Origin of the sequence: Cytobacillus sp. FSL W7-1323 (assembly GCF_038595015.1) — a bacterium.
Lineage (GTDB): Bacteria > Bacillota > Bacilli > Bacillales > Cytobacillaceae > Cytobacillus > Cytobacillus kochii.
Genome location: NZ_CP151998.1, coordinates 1,712,704 through 1,730,239 on the forward strand (window position 1 = coordinate 1,712,704; position 17,536 = coordinate 1,730,239).

A 17,536-nucleotide genomic window follows, 5' to 3' on the forward strand; every position below is an offset into this window, starting at 1 on the left:
AATTTGTTAATTTCACGATATAAGCAAGGATTAGTGAAAAAGGAAGATACTCCTGTTCAACAAAACACTCAAGCCAGAATGACTAAAGATCAAATTATCGAATCATTAACAGAGTTAGGTATAGATTTCGATAAAAATGCAAAAAAAGATGAATTAATGGAGTTACTAAAAAAAACAACAGAGGGTGAGTGATAACATGCCCTACATCGATTATCAATATTATAAAGATGAGTACCGAGGCATCCCTATTGAAGAGGATGCCTTTAATCGTTTAGTTGAAAGAGCGACTGATATTGTGGATGAAATGACACAATATAGACTTAAAACATCCATCCAAATGGATTCGCTACCGCCTTTTATTCAAGGCCAGCTCAAAAAAGCTACTGCAGCTCAAGTTGAATACATGAACTCACAAGGCGAAGGCGTAGAACACGGTGAAGCAGACGTTTCCAGCGTTTCTATTGGTAAGTTTAACTATTCAGAAGGTCAAAACCCAAGACGGTTAACAAGACAGCAAATAAGAACGTCTCCTGCGGTTACAGGGTATCTTGCATCAACGGGGTTACTGTATCGCGGGGTGAAAGTTCTTGGCTAAAATTAAACCGATACCAAAGAGCTTGCTTATCCATTCAATCGAATATGAAAAATTTTTAAAGGATGGAAGACACGGCCCTGAGTTTGATGAAAAAGAAGCTATTGTTTCTGTTCGAGTAGAATCTACTACTAAGTTAATAAGAGATTCTAATAATGAGGAAGTGCAAGCAAGCGCGATTATTTTTATCGATTCAGTAAATACACCAAACGCTAAACCTTTAATCGAAAAATCAAAAGTATATTTTAGAGGAAGGGATTATGTTGTTATATCCTGTGAATCTTTATATGCATTAGATCCAGAAACTCCTCATCATTGGGAGGTGTCCTTAACTTGAGTCGAGTTAGAGTAAGTGTCCAACTTGGTAATATCACTAGAAAAATAGGAAGAGCAAAGGAACGAACGCAGCCAGTATTGGATAATCAGGTATTGCAAGATATGAATGATTTTCTCCCTGCTGATACTTGGGCCTTGAGAGATTCCAGTTTGACTAACTCTAACATTGGTCAAGGGGAATTAAAGTGGAAAACACCATATGCCAATAGGCTTCATAAGAATCCTCAATTTAACTTTGCTAAAGATAAGAACCCCAAAGCTGGAGGTCTATGGGATGAACGCGCTAAAGCCGTATATGGACCAGATTGGGTAGAAGTTGCACAAAGGGAAATGGAGAATAACTTATGACAATGGATTTCTTAGATAGATTAATAGACTTATTAGATATACAAAATTACTATGCACCTGTAGTTTCTCCTGTAACTGTTAATGGAAATAGTATAGCTGTTACAACTTTACCGACAAGGAATTATCACTACTATATGGATGGTTCCTTTAATCAAGGATACGCTTTTCAAGTATCCGCAAAGCATGAAAAACAGATGTTAGCCTATAACACGATTCAAGAGATTTCTCAACTTATGGGAAAGAGGGGACTAATCATACCTAGCCAAAATGATTCTTATGATTTTGAAGGTATGGAGATTACAACTAGTCCAAATCTCCTTATGCAAGATGAGAAGTATTATATTTTCGCAGCAACATTTAATGCAAATTTATTAGTTTATAAGGAGTGAAAGAGATGTACCATTTGAATTATTTAACTCAGTATAAAATAGGAGAAACAAAAGAGGAATTACATCCATTAGCAGCTGGTATTTCCACAGTTGACCCATCTAGTGAAGAATCTACTGAAGATTATGCTTACTATGATGGGAATGGTGGTTCTGAAGAAGTAACTACCGGTTTGAAAACTGCTTATGCTTTCTCTGGTAATAGGAAGTATGCCGATGATCCGGCACAAGAATTAATTCGTAATAAGTTATTCAAAATCAATGAGAGAGAAGTTTATTTTCAAGTAACAGAACCAGACGGCCGTGTTATTGAGGGGCCAGCAACCTTAAAAGATATTACTCCATTCGGCGGAGATGCCAATGCGCGTGCGACGTTCGAATTTACAGTTACCTTTAAAGGCTTACCAACCGATAAGCCAGCTGGAACACCTGGCAGTGGAGAATAATAAAATCTAACTGAAAGCCTCCTTTTTTGGGGGCTTTTTATAATTGGAGGGGATTTTAATGGCAGTAAAAATTAATTTAGAAAATAAATCACTTATACCTGTAGAGTTTGGAGAACTTTCATTTAGTATAGATGTCTCTGACCGTGGAAAAGAGCATTTAATTAGTTTGGTTAATAAATATGACAAAGAAACAGATGGTATTGAATTAGAGGTAACAGATCAAAAAACATATATGAAAGCTGTAGAAACAATGAAAAGTGTACTTGAGAGAGTTTATGATGATCTTTTTGGAGTAGGTTCATTCAAAAAGATATATGACAAGTACCCTGATGTCATTCTCCTTTCTGGAAGTTTTGTAGAAGTCTGTGAGGGAGTTATCACTGAATATGATAAACGCACCGGTAAAGAGAAGATGGATAAATACTTAAACCAAAAACAGCGAAAAGCTAAGTGATTGAAGGTGAGGGCATGTTTTCCCTTGCTAGGAAATTAGAAACCTCCATTCAATACAAAGGGGAAGAGTATGAGTTAGATTTATCCTTTGATAATGTACTGCTTTTATTTGAATTGTTGAATGACAAGGATTGTAGTGAATTTGATAAATTAATGATTGCCATGAACATACTTTTTAAAGATTCATTTGAGTTTGATGCTGAAGAAATGGTCGAGGTCTATAACTACATCATGCTAAACATGATTGTTCAAGGTCAAAAGAAAGACGAACAGCATGATCTTGCTGGTAATGTCATCGAAGAAGATGAAGAAGAAAAGAAAAATCTTTATAGCTTAGAAGAAGATGCGCAATATATATACGCTTCTTTTCTACAAGACTATAAGATTAATCTTTTTGACATGCAAGGGAAGCTCCATTGGCTCGAATTTAACGCATTACTTGTTTCTTTGAGCGATGACACCATGTTTAAAAAGGTTATTGATATTAGGCAGAAAGAGCCTGATAGGCATATGTCAGCAGAGGATAAAAAGAAGCTCATGGAACTGAAAAAAATGTACGCCCTTAAAAAAACTCAAGAAGATATTGAGTTCGATGCTATGGATCTTGCACAAAAAAGAGAGTATATACTGAAACGCCAGGCGGAAGAAGGTGAGAAAGATGGCTAACTCCGATGGTTCAGTTGTTATTGATATCGTACTTGATGATTCCGATGTCAATCGACAGGTCAGAGCACTAAATAGAGAGCTAACTAGTGTTGGTGAACGTATGCCAAACGTTTTCCAAAGGGCTTTGACTCAAGTTAGGCGGGGTTTAACATCTTTAGGTACCACTATCAGAACATCTTTTTCTAGAATGTTCTCTGGGTTGTCTCGTGGACCATTTGCTCCAATAACTCGCTCTATTTCAGGGATGACGCGTTCATTTACCAGTAGCTTTTCAAGGATTGGAGCATTAGGAAGGTCTACTTTCTCTAGCTTAGCTAGAAGCATTAGGAGCGTTGATACAGCAGCACAAGGTCCTATCAGTAGTATGTTGAGAATGGCGGCTACAATCACTGGAATTGCCGGTGCCATGGATCTAATGGGTAGAGCAATTAGTCGTGTAGATACGATAGATACAGCAACAAAATCATTAACAGTGTTAACTGGTTCAGCAAAAGATGCCGAAATGGTAATGAATGATTTAATTGATGCAATTGACGGGACACCTCTTGCTCTTAATGATGTTGCCCTTGGCGCAAAGAAGATGGTTGCTGCTGGTATGGATGCTAAGAAGGTTAAACCTGTTTTTAAATCAATAGCTGATGCGGCGTATGGGGTTGGAAATGGAGCAGCATCTATGGATCAGATAACTGATGCGATATCTTCAATGCAATCTGCCGGAACTGTTTATGCTGATGATATCGGAAGATTGGTTGATGCTGGTGTTCCTGCATGGAAGATATTGGCCAATCAAACAGGTAAATCCGTAACAGAAATGAAAAAGTACGTCTCTGATGGTATGTTGGAATCTGATGCAGCAATAGAGATGTTTGTTAATGGTATTCAAAATGGAACTAAAGGTGTAGCCGGGAGCACAGCTGCGATGGCTAATTTGGCTAAAACAGCTGGTGATACTATAAGTGGTTCCTTTGGAAATATGAGAATAGCAATTGTTAAGGTGTTGGCAAACGTTGTAGATGTATTAAAGGGAGACATCATTGGTGCGTTAACAGGACTTTGGAACATGTTTAAAGCTGTAGGAAGATTTACAGGAAGTGAAGCCTTTGCAAAAGGGTTGAGGTTGATTGTCGATGTTATTAAAGCTTTAACGCCAGCATTATTAGGATTAGCAACTGCATTTGCAGTTTTTGGGTCATATATGGGCGTTATTAAAATGATTGCTTTAATGGTCGCCGCTTTTACTGCATTAGGAACAGCAATTACAGCCAATCCAATAGTTGCTATTATAGCAGCTGTTATCGGATTAAGTGTAGCGCTTGTTTCTCTCTATAAGACTAATGAAACATTTAGAAATGTTGTTCAACAATCTTGGCAAGCGATTCAGAATGTTGTCCTCACAGTAGCAGATAAAATTAAAGTAGGAATTAACTCTATACTGCCAGCTTTAAAATCTTTCGCTGATTGGTCAGGAGATAAATTGATTCAAGGTTGGCAATGGTTACAAACAAATGGTGTTGCTGCAATGGTAGCCATTGGAACAGCAATCGGCATTGCAGCATCCTACATGAGCAACTTTGTTGGTTATCTAATGGAGAGCAGTTTTATACAAGCAATTATTGAGGGTATTAAACTCTCTTTTGAAAACTTGCATAATATCCTTCTCACATTAGTTCCTTTTATAGCAAAAATAGGATTAGCATTTTTAGGGGTCACTGGTCCCTTAGGTTGGGCTATTGCTTTAATAACAACATTTTCAGCTACTCTTCTTAAGATGGGTGGCTTTTCTGCTGAGGGTATATATGGTGCGCTTGATAAGTTTGGTCAAGCTTTGAAAGGGATATTAGATCAGGCGCTTGTATTGGTACCGCAATTTATTGAGATTGGTGCCCAGTTGATTGTTAAATTAATTCAAGGAATTGCATCAAGTATTCCTAAAGTTGTTAGTGTAGTGCAACAAATCCTACAAATGTTTACACAAACAGTGGCTACCTATTTGCCTGTAATTGCTTCTGTTGCAGTAATGATAATAACCACATTGGTAGAGGGTATAGCTACTTATTTGCCACAATTGATCAATACTTACATTACAATTATCACAATCTTAATTGAATTGATAGGTCAGTATCTTCCAGCAATTATTGAAGCAGGTATTCAAATTTTAACAACATTGATTACAGGTATTGTGAATGCACTTCCAATGATTGTGAATACTGTAATCCTTATCGTCACTACTTTAATCGGCTTAATAATCGAGAATTTACCTATGGTCATAGAAACCGGTGTAGGAGTTTTGATGGCACTTATAGATGGAATTGTGCAAGCCTTACCTGTTTTGATAACGGCAGCTCTCACTTTGGTTATTACTTTACTTTCAGCCATCTTAGATCAATTACCAACTATTTTGATGGCTGGCGTCGAATTACTATTGGCTTTAATCGATGGAATATTATCTATTTTACCCTCATTGATTGAAACAGCAATTACATTAATAGTAACAGTGGTAATGACTCTTATTGGCGCTTTACCTCAAATTATTGCAGCAGGAATAAAAATTCTCGAGGCATTGATTAAAGGAATTATTCAACTCATCCCAGCTCTGATAAAGTGCGCATTGCAGTTAATAGTAGCTCTTGTTGGTGCTTTAATTAAAAATCTACCTCAAATCATCAGAGCTGGTATACAAATTCTTAATGCTTTAGTAAGGGGTATTTTAAGTATTATAGGTACACTTCTTAAAGCTGGGGCAGAATTAATCGTTAAATTAGCACAAGCCATTGCTAAAAAATTTCCTAGTATCGTTAAAGAAGGAAAGAAAATACCAGGGGAAATTGTGGATGGTATAAAAGAAACAATTTCTAAAATGACTAAAATTGGTGAGGACTTAATCTCTGGAATCGTTAAAGGGATTGGTAATGGTTTTGGATGGGTCAAGGATAAAATCGTTGAATTAGGCGGTAATATTACCAGTTGGGCGTCTAGCATCCTTAAAATCAAATCTCCATCAAGAGTTATGAGGGACAAGATAGGGAAATGGATTCCTGCAGGTATCGCTGTTGGTATTGATGAAGATGCAGATCAGGTAAAGAAAGCTATGAGCAAGATGCTTAACTCGTCTCAAATAACTGCTGAAGCTGCTATCGGGGTGAAAGGTAGTTCATTCGGTAAACAATTAAACCTATCCCAGAAAGTAATGTCTGGTTCAACTAAAAATGAAATAAATGGTGGTAGTGAAACAGTTTTACCTGAAAAACTGGAAGCTGTGATTAATATAGCAGGTTATCAGGCTAGGGGATTAGTAGATTTTCTAAAAGGGGAACAAAAAGTTAATTCTCGCCGAGTTTCAAGAAACATAAAGGGGGCAATAACATGAGTTTTTATATGTCCTTTAATGGTCATGTATTGCCCATTAGGATTTATCGAGTAGGTGGAAGAGGGCCAATTGAACAAGAGGTAATCGGGCAAGAAAAAGTAAATGGACCAGGAGCTTATTTTATAAAACGTAGATTAAAACCTCGACGTTTACCTGTTGATTTTACGATTATATCTTCTGGATTAAGTGATATGCGTTCCAAAATTGATATGCTTAATTCAATGCTATATGTTAAAGAGCCGGTTCCTATAGTATTCTCTGATGAGCCAGATAAAACATATTATGGAATTTTAAACGGAGAACATGATTGGGATGAAATTGTTTATAGAGGAAGAGATACACTCCCCTTTGTTTGTCTTGATCCTTTTAAGTACGGTACTGAGAGGTCGTACACAATAGATCATGGAACTATATTGAACGGTGGTAGTGTAGAAACGTGTCCAACTTTTGAAGTTGTATTTACTGATTCCGCATCTGAATACGTGATAACCCATCAAGAAACTGGTGGTTTTATAAGAGTCATATGGAATTTTGTTGCTGGTGATCGATTAATTATCGACACTTCAAAGAGAAAAGTAATTATTAACAATAACTTGAGGATGCCTGCTTATGATTGGATGAGCAGGCCCTTTAATTTAGTACCTAGTTCAAATAGTTTTGCTATTGCTCAAAGTGATTTTTCGACCACAAAGATAAAATTTACTCCTAAATGGAGTTAAAGGAGGTGAGGGAATGGCAGATTTATTGGTTTTTGACCCAGAAGATAATCTATTATCAATACTGTCTAATTCTGCCGATGAAGCTTGTCAATTTTGGGATGCGCCTTATAAAGAAATTGTAAATAATGGCTCTTTTTTTGAATTTACAGCACAAGGTGATCATGAGGATTCAAAACATTTAATAGCTGAAAATCAAGTTGCCTTTTTGGATAAAGACGGTGTTTTCCGTCTTTTTGTTATTAAAGAGCCAAATCAAACCAATGATTTAAATGGTCCCATTATTCATTGTTTATGTGAGTCAGCAATGAATGAGTTAAATGAAGAAATCATTGAGGATATCAGACCGTACAACTCCACATTAAGAAATGCATTAACTAGGGCACTTTCAGAAACACGTTGGGAAGTTGGAGAGACAGCCGATCTAGGTATCAATTCAACTAATTTTTATTACATTAATGTGAGTGAAGCAATTGAAAGTATCATTAATATTTGGGGCGGAGAAATTCGTGATCGAATAGAAGTTCAAGATAATAAAATCATAGGTAGATATATTGATATTTTGCCACGTCGTGGACAGGATACAGGGAAGTTATGGGAAATTGATAAAGACATACTGTATTTGTCTCATAAAGTACAATCCTATCCTAAGACGGCTCTTTACGGCCGTGGTTCTTCACTTGAAATAGAAGATGAAGAAGGTAATGCAACCGGAGGGTTTACTCGAAAGATTTCCTTCGCAGATGTAGAATGGAAGATTTCGAAAGGTGATCCCGTAGACAAACCAAAAGGTCAGACGTGGGTTGGCGATTTACAAGCACTTGCGCAATTTGGAAAGCTTAACAAAGATGGTAGTAGACGGCATAGAAAAGGAATATATGAGAATGGTGAACAGGAGGACCCTGAGGCACTTCTACAAGAAACTTGGGAAGCCCTTCAACAAGAAAAGAAACAACTCCATAACTATGAGATGGATGTATTTTTATTAGAAGAAATCACTGGACATGAACATGAAAAAGTCCGTTTAGGAGATACCACCTATGCAATCGACCGTTCTTTTACTAATCCTGTTGAAGTAGAAGAGAGGATTATCGCCTTTGAGTACGATGTTGCTGCACCTGACAATTCTGGATATGTTGAATTAGGTCAATACATTGATTTATACAGTGATGAAGATAGAATAGATCAAATTGAATCCAAACTTAATGATAAGAGTGGAATATGGGATAAGGGTGGCGGTCCAATTACAGATGATCGTTTCCCTAAAATAACACCATCAAAACCGATAAATTTTGTAGCTGACGGTAACTTTCAAACAATCACGCTCACTTGGGATTATGATGCAGCTTCTTACCTATCGTCTTATGAACTGTATGCATCACAAGTTCAAGGGTTTACACCTGATCAATCCAACCTTATATGGCGAGGGAAAATGTCCGGGCATAATTTTATCGCTGAAACAAATCAGCAATGGTATTTCAGAGTAAGAGCAGTAAATACACATGGTGTTGCTGGTCCATTCACAGATGAGATAATGGCTCAAACAGTAAGGATTATATCTGATGATATCCTTTTCGGTCCTGATATTGCTGCAGAGTTAAGAGAGTTATCAAAAACTGCTGACATACTGGCTGATGGCACTATTTACGCTGATATGATTCGCCAAGATGTATATGATCAAATCCAAGCTGATTCAAAGCAATATACTGATGCTGAGATAACAGCAACAGAGGTTAGCTTGATGTCTGAGCTTGCAAATAAAGCAGGCTTTGACTATGTGGATGGAAAGATATATCTGGTTAATGAGGAATTGATTAATAAGGTAGACAATGGTGTTTATCAGAATAAAATTCTCCAAATTGATAACAGCCTACATGGGTTGTCTTTACGAGCGCAAAATGTGGAAGCTAACGTTAATGAATTAAATGGTGAGGTTAGTAATGCTCTTAGTCAAATTACTGCGGTTGATATTAAGGCTAATGGGATTTCTACTAGTGTGAATGAGCTTAGGTCAGACTTTAATAATTTGGAGATTGGTGGAAGGAACTTATACTACAACTCTCTATTTGATAGACCAGTAGGGATTTGGGGTTCTGTAACCCTAACAAAAGTGGATGGTAATCCTAATTCAATGATAGCAAAACGTTCTACTACGTCGAGTCAAAATTTCGGATTTACCAATCATCCCGATGATAGAAACATCAATTTCAAACAAGGTCAAGTTTATACTTTAAGCTTTGAAGTACGTGGAACCGTTACTACTTTGGACTATATTTTTCGGATGAGACCAACTGAGAGTAATGCGGTTTTACCACCACAGGCAGTCAATTCATCAACTGAATTTCAAAAGGTATCTATTACTTTTACTTCGACATGGAGTAGTGATTCGGGATATATATTGATCGGCTCTACTCAACCCGAAATTGGTAAATGGTTTGAGATACGAAGGGTAATGTTGGTAGAAGGTGAAAAAGAAGTAGGTTGGAATCCTGCACCAGAGGATATAAACAGTCGCATCTCATCAGCAGAAACAAAAATTGACCAAACAGCATATGAATTAACATTTAAAGCAACCACTCAAGAAGTTAATTCATTAACCGGTAGAATGACTTCAGCAGAATCATCCATTAGGCTATTATCTGATGATATTGAGTTGAAAGTAGACCGAGATGGCATTATCAGTGCAATCAATGTACAACCTGGAACAGTTAAAATCCACACTAGATTACTTGATGTAGGTGATTTTACAAATCTTATTGATAATGGAGATTTCGAGGATGACACAGTTGGTCAATTGCCTTCTGGTTGGATAAATGAAAACTATAATACTACTATTCAAGTAGTCGATCAGACATCATGGTCTGGCAATAATGGATCATCAAAATGCTTAGGGTTGTGGGCTAGTGATGTTAGAAATGTAGATGCTCAACAGGAAAGAATAATAAAGGTTCAAGAAGGTGATGAATTATACTTCGAGCTAGATTATCGCTTTAATAATCTTGTTGGACCTGGTTCATTGTCCTATGGGGTAAGGACTTACGACCTCAAGAAACAACATCTTTCATGGACTACTGTAGCATATGCGACAACTAAAACTTATGCATGGACTAAGTTAACTGGGACCTATAAAGTGCCAGCTGGTGTTGGATATATCAGGCTTCGAGTAAGCTTTACCAATAACGGTGAGATAACAAATCGGGCTTGGATTGATAATTTAGTTGTTAGAAGAAAAAACAATGCAGCCCTAATTGTGGATGGATCAATTACTGCAAGCTTGATGGCTGCTAATAGTATTACGGCTCAAAATGGCGCATTAGCAAATGCGTCTATTACGCGTGCAAAATTACAAGATGCCATTATCGGTACAGCACAAATAGATGATTTAGCTGTTACAGCAGCAAAAATTTCAAGTATCAACGCTGATAAAATTAATTCTGGTGCAATCCGTGGTATTGATATATATGGAGCACAATTTCGTTCTAGTGATGGTCTTACTCAATTAGACATAACTGGTGGTAATGTACGATTAAGGCAAAATAATGGTCGCTATGTTCTTATAAGTCCTGATGGGTTATTTGGTTATAACTCTGGTGGTGATGTTCGTTTTCAAGCTGATAGAACATTGGTAACATCATCAGCGTTTGGAACTTCTAATACAAATGTATATCTAGCTGCAATGGAGGGTGGAGAAGCTAGGGTAGTAGACTATCGTGACGTACCAAGTGATGGTTCAATAGACAGTTATCGCTATTTACCTCTAAGAGCTAGTGGTATCTATGCAAACTTCGTAAATGTTAATGGGGGACTCAACGGGATTCACCTTTATTTAAGACCATTTTCCGAGGGCGAAGTACGCATAACAAGAAATGGAACTACTGATAGCTATAGATCAGTGAGAGCTAGTGGTTATTTTGGTGATTATTTCGAGACTAACACTATAACAGCTGGTACTAACTTGTTTATACGTCCGGCATCTGGTGCAGAAGTAAGGTTTACCGATGCGAGGACAACGGGGAATTACTCGCCAATAAGGGGGTCAAGGGCATATTTCGCTGGTATAGCAACTAATACATTTGCTGGTGGTACACATTTATACTTGGGTGCAAATGGGGATGTGCGGGCAACGGGAGTTACTTTTGGGGACAACGACATAATATGGAGGGATTTCCGGGGGGCTGGCTTACATGCTAACTTTGTTCAAATAAATGATCAAACAGATGCAACCCATTTATATTTGAGAATGGGATCTACTGGCGAAGCTCGTGTTACAAGATCTAATACTACAGGCACATATCAACCGATTAGAGCGTCAGAATTTAGACCGCCATCATCCAAGAGAGATACAAAGAAAAATATCGAGAAACTAGAAAGAAATGTTCTGGATGAAATCAGGAAACTATCTATCTATAAATTCAACTACAAATTTGAAGAGGAAGAGCATAAAAGGCATATTGGCGTAATGCTGGATGAGGTAACTAGCGATGTAGTAGCTAGTACAGGTGATACGGTGGATTTTTATTCTATGATTGGGTATTCTCTCAAAGGAATTAAAGATGTAATTTCAATAACTGACTTACATGCAGATGAAATAAATTGGCTTAAAATAGAAAATCAATATTTAAAGCAAACAGTTGTAAATCAAGAAAAAAGAATCGCACATTTAGAAGGATTACTAAATGTAGCTTAGGAGGCAAACAAAAATGAACTTCAAAATTCAGCATAAACACTTAAGTAATGTAGCAGACTTTTTACAAAATCAAGTTAGTGCCAAAGGGAAAAAAAATATCCATCGTATGCGGGTTGTAAATGTGCTTGCTGAAAAAAGTAAGATAGTTGGAGAAGAAGAGTTAGCTCTTCTAAAGGAATACGGTAAAACTGACGAAAAAGATGAACTAGTTTTAAACGAACAAGGTGGGATTCGAATGGAGGATGCCAAGGAGTTCAAAAAACAGCAAGAAGCTTTATATGATGAGCTTTTTGTTGTGGATGATAAAAATCTTGAATCTGCATTAAAGACAGTAGAAAAATTAGTAAACGAATATGACAAAGAGCTTTCAGGGAAATCTGCGGAGGCTCATTTTATTTTATGTGAAGCATTTGAAAATGAAGAAGAAAAAGGAGATGAAGAATAATGTTTGATATCCAAATCACTGGTACAAATATTCGTTATGCAGATGGTGGTATTTCGGTAGTACATGTTCAATTCAGAGCTAATGATTCAGATTCAACAGTCACATTAAATGGTTATATTCCAATATCCGCAGAGGATTATCAAGGAAATGAATCTATTCCAGCATTGAAAAATGTAGTGAGAACTAAATTAATTGAAAGACTAACACCAGAAGCCGAATAAGGCTTTTTATTTTGCATAAGGGGGAGAGACATTGGAGGCGGTCGAGGTGAATACTCACGATAAAGACATTACACAAATGAAGCAGGATATCAAACTACTAGAGAAAGATGTTGCTGATCTAAAGAATAAAACATCTGTACATGAGGAACAAATTAAAGCAATTAATAAAACCTTAGATAGTATTAATGACAATACAACATGGATTAAGCGCGCCTTGATAGGTGCTATTATTACAGCGGTTTGCACCGGCTTAATTGGCGGAGCAATCGCTCTTTTTTATAACGTGATAGGAGTATGAATAGATTGAAAATGGACAAAGGTACAGTAATTAGAACAGCGGTGTTATTGGTGGCAATTGTTAATCAGTTCTTGGTAGCAACAGGATTAAATCCAATCCCAGGTAGCGAACAACTATGGGGTGAAGTTTTAAGCACAGCATTTACTGGTGTGGCTGCAACATGGGCATGGTTTAAGAACAACTATGTAACTGCAAAAGGTAAACGTCAAAAAGCTGCTTTAAAAATGAAAGGTTTGACTAAATAAGGCTGTCCAATCGGGCAGTCTTTTCTAATACAATAAAAAAGGGAGTGTTTTAAATGACATTACATTATCTAGAAAGAAACTTAAATAACATTGCAAAGCTTGCGGACAATACAAAGGCTCTAGCTCTAAAATGGCATGAGTATTTAGTGAAAAATGAAATTAATATTCTTATTTACGAAACTATCCGTACCGAAGCAAAACAGCGTGAATATGTAAATAGTGGAGCTTCTCAAACTATGCGTTCTTATCATTTGGTAGGACAGGCTTTGGATTTTGTTCCTGTAAATTCAAAAGGTGAAACACTTTGGAATGGATATGGTGCAGCCGATGTAAAAAAAGCTATTAAAGAAGCTAAACGATTAGGATTTGAGTGGGGCGGGGATTGGAAAAACTTCGTCGATAAGCCTCATCTTCAATATTATTACAAAGGCTATGGAACAGATACTTTTAACGGTTCGAAAGCTAGTTCTCCATCTGTTGATAAAGGAACACAACCATCTAATATTGCTACTAGTATTGTGGACTATCTCAAATCAAAAGGTGTAGATTCCTCATTTACAAACCGTGAGAAAATCGCTAAACAGCATGGAATAATTAACTATAAGGGAACACCTGAGCAAAACACATTATTATTAGAGAAGCTGCAAAGTGGAGTGAAACCAGTAGAACACAGTAAACCTAAGGAATCTAAGCCAAAAGCTAAAAAAGAATATGTAACACTTCCAGCGACAGCTAAAACATGGAAGACCTATAAATTAGATGTTGCTCCTGTGAAGAAGAATTCTGATTGGTCTTTGACTCCTTCAGCATTTGGCGGTTTAACTTATGAAGTTCTAGGACGTCCACAGGCAAATGTAGTAACCATTAATACATCAAAGGGTAAGAGAAATATTTATGTTGGATCAGATACAAGTGCTAAAATTTTTAAAAAATAAAAGTAGTCCTTTGTGGACAATGTAAATCTTTCCATCTCTGTGTGTCTTAGTATAGAATAAGAATTAAATATATAGATACACAGGGGTGGGAAAATTGTTAGAACTGGAAATAGGTAATGACAATAATAGGCTGAAAACCGCATTTATTGATTTTAAATTCTTTTGTGAGAATGATTTTAATAAGCAACTTTTAATTTCGACATTAGAGAAAAGTATTAATAATAAGAATTGGCCAATGGAATATTATAGTTTAAGGGAGTATAATTTACCGACCATTATAGGAAAAGATGCTTCTGATTTTTTCTTTTGGTTTATTTTTGGAGCAGATTTAGATGAAATCGTTGCACAAGGATTATTAGGAAAAGAATCAGAAGAATATATTGGTCCCGAAAAAGAATTCTCCAACGTAGGTTTAAACGATTTAAGGATTTATTTATCTTATCTTAAAGAAAATTACACAAAGACATTATCATTAGCTAAATCATATAATGTTAATCCCATGGGGTATTACGAAGCCGTATATTCTCATAATGAACATATTAAAGAATTTAATGTTTCTTTCTTACGGAATGATGGAGAATCCTTTAAGATGAGATTAAATGATTCAGAATTAGGTTTTCTTATATTAGATGCAACTCGATATTTGGAACATCGAAGTAATTTAGGGGTATCAATTAATAAGTCAAACGAAGAACAATTAAGGACAATTGCCACTTTATTAAGTCGTGCAAGTGATAATATTCATAGCCATATCGCAAATTCGAATTTCGAGGAAGATAAAGATGGAAGCTCCTGAATCAACAAGAAATCAATTTGGTATAATAAACGGTGGGAAGGATGGAATGGCACGTCCAAACACTAAAAGTGAAGTAACGAATAAATTTGAGATATCAAATACTCCTAAGAAAAGGGAGGATAACAGTATGGATGAGGGTTATAAATTAATTATTGAAAGATTAGATAAAGATGCAAGAGAAAGAGAAGCTCGCATATCTAGGGATGCAAGAGAAAGAGAAGAGAGACAAGAAAAAAGATCATCAGAATTAGAAAACAGACTTACTCAGTTACACATTGATTCTTTAGATAAGGTTGAAAAAAGTCTTGAAGCTAGTTCATCCCTGCTCAAGAGTGAATTTAAAAATATAGAAATTCAAGTTGGTCAAATAAAAGAGCAAGTAAATGAAATCCATAATAAGACTAGATTTTGGGTTAATTTAATTGTACCGGGTATTGTCGCAATTGTTGTAGGAGTTGTAACAGCCTTGTTGACAAGAGGTTAATATCAATCAAATTCTCTTAACAAACTTTACTAAAAATAAGTATAGCCCTTCTCATTGAGAGGGGCTAATTATCTTATAATTTACTAATAATCATTTGATCTTCATATTGTATGAATTTACTAAAGTTATCATCAATGTATTTAATCCCTTTTAATTTTAGATGGTCCTCTAAAATACTCAACTCTGTTATTTGAATTTCACTAGAGTAATTTGTTACTTTTTGTAAAGTACTGTTGTTAACATCATAGGTATATACATTACCGCCCACATTTACTGTTCCCCAACCAAAACCGATTATTAGAGCTATAATATTCTCGTTAATCCATTTAGCGTATTTAGGAATATTTTGATCTTTATCAGGGCCAACAATTTCTGTTATGTACCCATTTTCTAAGTTGTATAAATACAGACTACCCGGACATTCCCATTCCAATGGAGATATATAAATTGCCTTTTTTCCATCAGACGAAAATTCGGGTTTAGATGGGAAATCATTAGTAATAGTTGTTTTCTTACCAGATGGATCAATTTGATAAATTTCATTTTTAGTTTCATCATGAATTAGTTGAAACAATATTATCGCTCCCTTCAGGTAAAGTGCCGGTTAGTAATAATTCCTTAGTTTCTGGATATGCTATTATAATTTCTTCAATTGCTACTAACGGTATTACCTGTATCTTAAGATTATTATTTTTATTTAGATAGCTTATGTAGTCAATTTGACTTGCTGTTAGATTAACAGGTATTACTAATACCCAGAAATCTGGTTCATGTTGCTCAGCAGTTAGTATCTCATTAACTATTATATTTTTCTGTGGAAAAGCAGTCCACTTTTTACATTGAAAGACCCATCTCCTTTCATATCCCATATGAAACGGTAACTCTTCATAAGTGGTAGCTACAACATCTCTACCTGTGTCACCACCACCTCGACCAAACCACTCCCTATTTCTAAATCCGATTTTTGGTAAAATATAATAAATGAATTTCTCAAAGTCTGTAGGATTTACTTCTTTCCAATTTATCATATTTAATAACTCCTAGTTTCTTTATAGTAATAATTTATCAATATATGTTGAACTTTTCAAAAATTTAATTGAACAATTCAACTCACATGAAAACTTAAGAAAATCAGAAATACTTATCTTCGTTCTAGGCATTCTTCCTTCTTAATAAAAATTCATTTCTTTGGTTAAAAGGCAATTTAATCGAAAGAAGCTCTTTAACTCTAGAATTCGAAAACCAAAATTTTTTTTAAGAAATTTAAATAAGTTCTACAACTTCAGTTATATTCTCAGGTGAGATACAAACTTTTCCTTGTAAGAAAACCATAAAGTTTTGACCTGGATCCCAATAACCTGTGTTTTTGAATAAAACATACTCAATTGCCTTTAAAACATAATCTGATGGTTCATAATAATCGACATGCTCAAAGTTTACAAGCAGTGATAGTTTCATCGGTTTAGCACTTTTCTTCCATTCGCTAACTATTTCGGGCATTTTAATAAGATCACTAATATCCCATATAAACTCTGGACATTCCCTAATATGCCCCACATTTGAATTATTTTCAGCATCTTCCTTTATTAGGAATCCGTTTATACAGTTGTCATTGTTAAAACGATGAAAAAGCATCTTATCTGTAAATTCTTTGCCCTTAAACCTAATTATTGGTGGTGAATTTATCTCATAATGAATCTTAATTCCTAAATCAGCAAAGAAATCAGATAAAATACCCTTTGTAATTATAGATTCTAAATTCAAGATTCCGTTTTGTCGAAAGCTACTATCATCTATTCCCGTTGTAAGATGAAACATAAGTAATTTGTCAGGAAGAATTTCGTCGACTTTTAAATTAAAATAATTTAGTATATCATCAATATATAAATTATCATAATGCCAAAGTTTATCTTTATTAGTTATTCGGTACTTATTGCTTTTAATAAATGATATTATATTCACCTCATCAGTTTTGAGTAAGTCAGAGAGAGATTTTATTGTTGTTTCGACAGTTGAACAGTTTAATATACGCAATTATGTCACCTTCATATATATTATAATAATATCAATCAAGTATTTTTACTTCTGGCTGTTTGTTAATTAAACCTCTCAATC

Annotated in this window: 21 protein-coding genes; 18 read left to right on the forward strand and 3 right to left on the reverse strand. The window is 35.6% G+C overall.

Annotation, left to right across the window (positions count from 1 at the left end; all coding sequences use genetic code 11):
- Window positions 1-3 precede the first annotated feature (3 nt).
- From MKX67_RS08930 to MKX67_RS09015, 18 genes are all read left to right on the forward strand, one after another.
- A complete protein-coding gene (locus MKX67_RS08930; protein ID WP_342489169.1) occupies window positions 4-192 on the forward strand; it encodes a hypothetical protein in 189 nt (62 codons plus the stop codon).
- A gap of 4 nt (window positions 193-196) precedes the next feature.
- Window positions 197-595 carry a hypothetical protein gene (locus MKX67_RS08935; RefSeq protein WP_328199920.1) on the forward strand — a complete coding sequence of 133 codons (399 nt, stop codon included), beginning with the start codon at window positions 197-199 and terminating at the stop codon, window positions 593-595.
- A complete protein-coding gene (locus tag MKX67_RS08940; protein ID WP_342489170.1) occupies window positions 588-929 on the forward strand; it encodes a putative minor capsid protein in 342 nt (113 codons plus the stop codon). Before MKX67_RS08935 ends, MKX67_RS08940 begins: the two co-directional genes overlap by 8 nt.
- Window positions 926-1,276 carry a minor capsid protein gene (locus tag MKX67_RS08945; RefSeq protein WP_342489171.1) on the forward strand — a complete coding sequence of 117 codons (351 nt, stop codon included), beginning with the start codon at window positions 926-928 and terminating at the stop codon, window positions 1,274-1,276. Before MKX67_RS08940 ends, MKX67_RS08945 begins: the two co-directional genes overlap by 4 nt.
- Complete coding sequence (locus tag MKX67_RS08950) at window positions 1,273-1,665, forward strand: hypothetical protein (RefSeq protein WP_328199916.1); 393 nt, start codon at window positions 1,273-1,275, stop codon at window positions 1,663-1,665. Before MKX67_RS08945 ends, MKX67_RS08950 begins: the two co-directional genes overlap by 4 nt.
- Before the next feature lie 5 nt (window positions 1,666-1,670).
- Window positions 1,671-2,108, forward strand: a complete 438-nt coding sequence (locus MKX67_RS08955) for a capsid protein (protein ID WP_328199915.1) — start codon at window positions 1,671-1,673, stop codon at window positions 2,106-2,108.
- 58 nt (window positions 2,109-2,166) lie between these two features.
- Window positions 2,167-2,562, forward strand: a complete 396-nt coding sequence (locus MKX67_RS08960; protein WP_342489172.1) for a hypothetical protein — start codon at window positions 2,167-2,169, stop codon at window positions 2,560-2,562.
- The gene (locus tag MKX67_RS08965; RefSeq protein ID WP_342489173.1) at window positions 2,559-3,227 is read left to right on the forward strand and encodes a Gp15 family bacteriophage protein; all 669 of its coding nucleotides are present in this window, start codon (window positions 2,559-2,561) and stop codon (window positions 3,225-3,227) included. The genes MKX67_RS08960 and MKX67_RS08965 overlap by 4 nt, the downstream gene beginning before the upstream one ends.
- Window positions 3,220-6,594 carry a tape measure protein gene (locus MKX67_RS08970; RefSeq protein ID WP_342489174.1) on the forward strand — a complete coding sequence of 1,125 codons (3,375 nt, stop codon included), beginning with the start codon at window positions 3,220-3,222 and terminating at the stop codon, window positions 6,592-6,594. The genes MKX67_RS08965 and MKX67_RS08970 overlap by 8 nt, the downstream gene beginning before the upstream one ends.
- Window positions 6,591-7,313, forward strand: a complete 723-nt coding sequence (locus tag MKX67_RS08975; protein ID WP_342489175.1) for a distal tail protein Dit — start codon at window positions 6,591-6,593, stop codon at window positions 7,311-7,313. Before MKX67_RS08970 ends, MKX67_RS08975 begins: the two co-directional genes overlap by 4 nt.
- 13 nt (window positions 7,314-7,326) lie before the next feature.
- On the forward strand, window positions 7,327-11,997 hold the full coding sequence (locus MKX67_RS08980; protein ID WP_342489176.1) for a phage tail spike protein: 4,671 nt from the start codon (window positions 7,327-7,329) through the stop codon (window positions 11,995-11,997).
- Window positions 11,998-12,010: 13 nt separating this feature from the next.
- The gene (locus tag MKX67_RS08985; protein ID WP_342489177.1) at window positions 12,011-12,442 is read left to right on the forward strand and encodes a hypothetical protein; all 432 of its coding nucleotides are present in this window, start codon (window positions 12,011-12,013) and stop codon (window positions 12,440-12,442) included.
- Complete coding sequence (locus tag MKX67_RS08990; RefSeq protein ID WP_342489178.1) at window positions 12,442-12,663, forward strand: hypothetical protein; 222 nt, start codon at window positions 12,442-12,444, stop codon at window positions 12,661-12,663. Before MKX67_RS08985 ends, MKX67_RS08990 begins: the two co-directional genes overlap by 1 nt.
- A 76-nt stretch (window positions 12,664-12,739) precedes the next feature.
- Window positions 12,740-12,961: a hemolysin XhlA family protein gene (locus tag MKX67_RS08995; RefSeq protein WP_342489269.1), complete on the forward strand. Its 222-nt coding sequence runs from the start codon at window positions 12,740-12,742 to the stop codon at window positions 12,959-12,961.
- A gap of 11 nt (window positions 12,962-12,972) precedes the next feature.
- Window positions 12,973-13,206 (forward strand): phage holin, encoded by a 234-nt coding sequence (locus tag MKX67_RS09000; RefSeq protein ID WP_342489270.1) that lies wholly within the window; start codon window positions 12,973-12,975, stop codon window positions 13,204-13,206.
- A gap of 53 nt (window positions 13,207-13,259) precedes the next feature.
- Window positions 13,260-14,141 carry a M15 family metallopeptidase gene (locus MKX67_RS09005; RefSeq protein ID WP_342489179.1) on the forward strand — a complete coding sequence of 294 codons (882 nt, stop codon included), beginning with the start codon at window positions 13,260-13,262 and terminating at the stop codon, window positions 14,139-14,141.
- 94 nt (window positions 14,142-14,235) lie between these two features.
- The gene (locus MKX67_RS09010) at window positions 14,236-14,937 is read left to right on the forward strand and encodes a hypothetical protein (protein ID WP_342489180.1); all 702 of its coding nucleotides are present in this window, start codon (window positions 14,236-14,238) and stop codon (window positions 14,935-14,937) included.
- Complete coding sequence (locus tag MKX67_RS09015) at window positions 14,924-15,421, forward strand: hypothetical protein (protein ID WP_342489181.1); 498 nt, start codon at window positions 14,924-14,926, stop codon at window positions 15,419-15,421. Before MKX67_RS09010 ends, MKX67_RS09015 begins: the two co-directional genes overlap by 14 nt.
- Window positions 15,422-15,494: 73 nt before the next feature.
- Here the strand turns inward: MKX67_RS09015 and MKX67_RS09020 are convergent, their stop codons facing one another.
- The 3 genes from MKX67_RS09020 to MKX67_RS09030 all read right to left on the reverse strand — a co-directional run bounded on the left by MKX67_RS09020 (window position 15,495) and on the right by MKX67_RS09030 (window position 17,455).
- A complete protein-coding gene (locus tag MKX67_RS09020; RefSeq protein ID WP_342489182.1) occupies window positions 15,495-15,995 on the reverse strand; it encodes a DUF4652 domain-containing protein in 501 nt (166 codons plus the stop codon).
- Window positions 15,976-16,449, reverse strand: a complete 474-nt coding sequence (locus MKX67_RS09025) for a restriction endonuclease (protein ID WP_342489183.1) — start codon at window positions 16,447-16,449, stop codon at window positions 15,976-15,978. The genes MKX67_RS09020 and MKX67_RS09025 overlap by 20 nt, the downstream gene beginning before the upstream one ends.
- A 235-nt stretch (window positions 16,450-16,684) precedes the next feature.
- Window positions 16,685-17,455 carry a hypothetical protein gene (locus tag MKX67_RS09030; protein WP_342489184.1) on the reverse strand — a complete coding sequence of 257 codons (771 nt, stop codon included), beginning with the start codon at window positions 17,453-17,455 and terminating at the stop codon, window positions 16,685-16,687.
- Window positions 17,456-17,536: the final 81 nt, after the last annotated feature.

Bases quoted from the DNA above. Each gene is read 5' to 3' on its own strand.
- MKX67_RS08935 (WP_328199920.1), top strand. From the start codon at position 197: ATGCCCTACATCGATTATCAATATTATAAAGATGAGTACCGAGGCATC.
- MKX67_RS08950 (WP_328199916.1), top strand. From the start codon at position 1,273: ATGACAATGGATTTCTTAGATAGATTAATAGACTTATTAGATATACAA.
- MKX67_RS08955 (WP_328199915.1), top strand. From the start codon at position 1,671: ATGTACCATTTGAATTATTTAACTCAGTATAAAATAGGAGAAACAAAA.
- MKX67_RS08960 (WP_342489172.1), top strand. From the start codon at position 2,167: ATGGCAGTAAAAATTAATTTAGAAAATAAATCACTTATACCTGTAGAG.
- MKX67_RS08970 (WP_342489174.1), top strand. From the start codon at position 3,220: ATGGCTAACTCCGATGGTTCAGTTGTTATTGATATCGTACTTGATGAT.
- MKX67_RS08975 (WP_342489175.1), top strand. From the start codon at position 6,591: ATGAGTTTTTATATGTCCTTTAATGGTCATGTATTGCCCATTAGGATT.
- MKX67_RS08980 (WP_342489176.1), top strand. From the start codon at position 7,327: ATGGCAGATTTATTGGTTTTTGACCCAGAAGATAATCTATTATCAATA.
- MKX67_RS08985 (WP_342489177.1), top strand. From the start codon at position 12,011: ATGAACTTCAAAATTCAGCATAAACACTTAAGTAATGTAGCAGACTTT.
- MKX67_RS08990 (WP_342489178.1), top strand. From the start codon at position 12,442: ATGTTTGATATCCAAATCACTGGTACAAATATTCGTTATGCAGATGGT.
- MKX67_RS08995 (WP_342489269.1), top strand. From the start codon at position 12,740: ATGAAGCAGGATATCAAACTACTAGAGAAAGATGTTGCTGATCTAAAG.
- MKX67_RS09000 (WP_342489270.1), top strand. From the start codon at position 12,973: ATGGACAAAGGTACAGTAATTAGAACAGCGGTGTTATTGGTGGCAATT.
- MKX67_RS09005 (WP_342489179.1), top strand. From the start codon at position 13,260: ATGACATTACATTATCTAGAAAGAAACTTAAATAACATTGCAAAGCTT.
- MKX67_RS09015 (WP_342489181.1), top strand. From the start codon at position 14,924: ATGGAAGCTCCTGAATCAACAAGAAATCAATTTGGTATAATAAACGGT.
- MKX67_RS09025 (WP_342489183.1), bottom strand. From the start codon at position 16,449: ATGATAAATTGGAAAGAAGTAAATCCTACAGACTTTGAGAAATTCATT.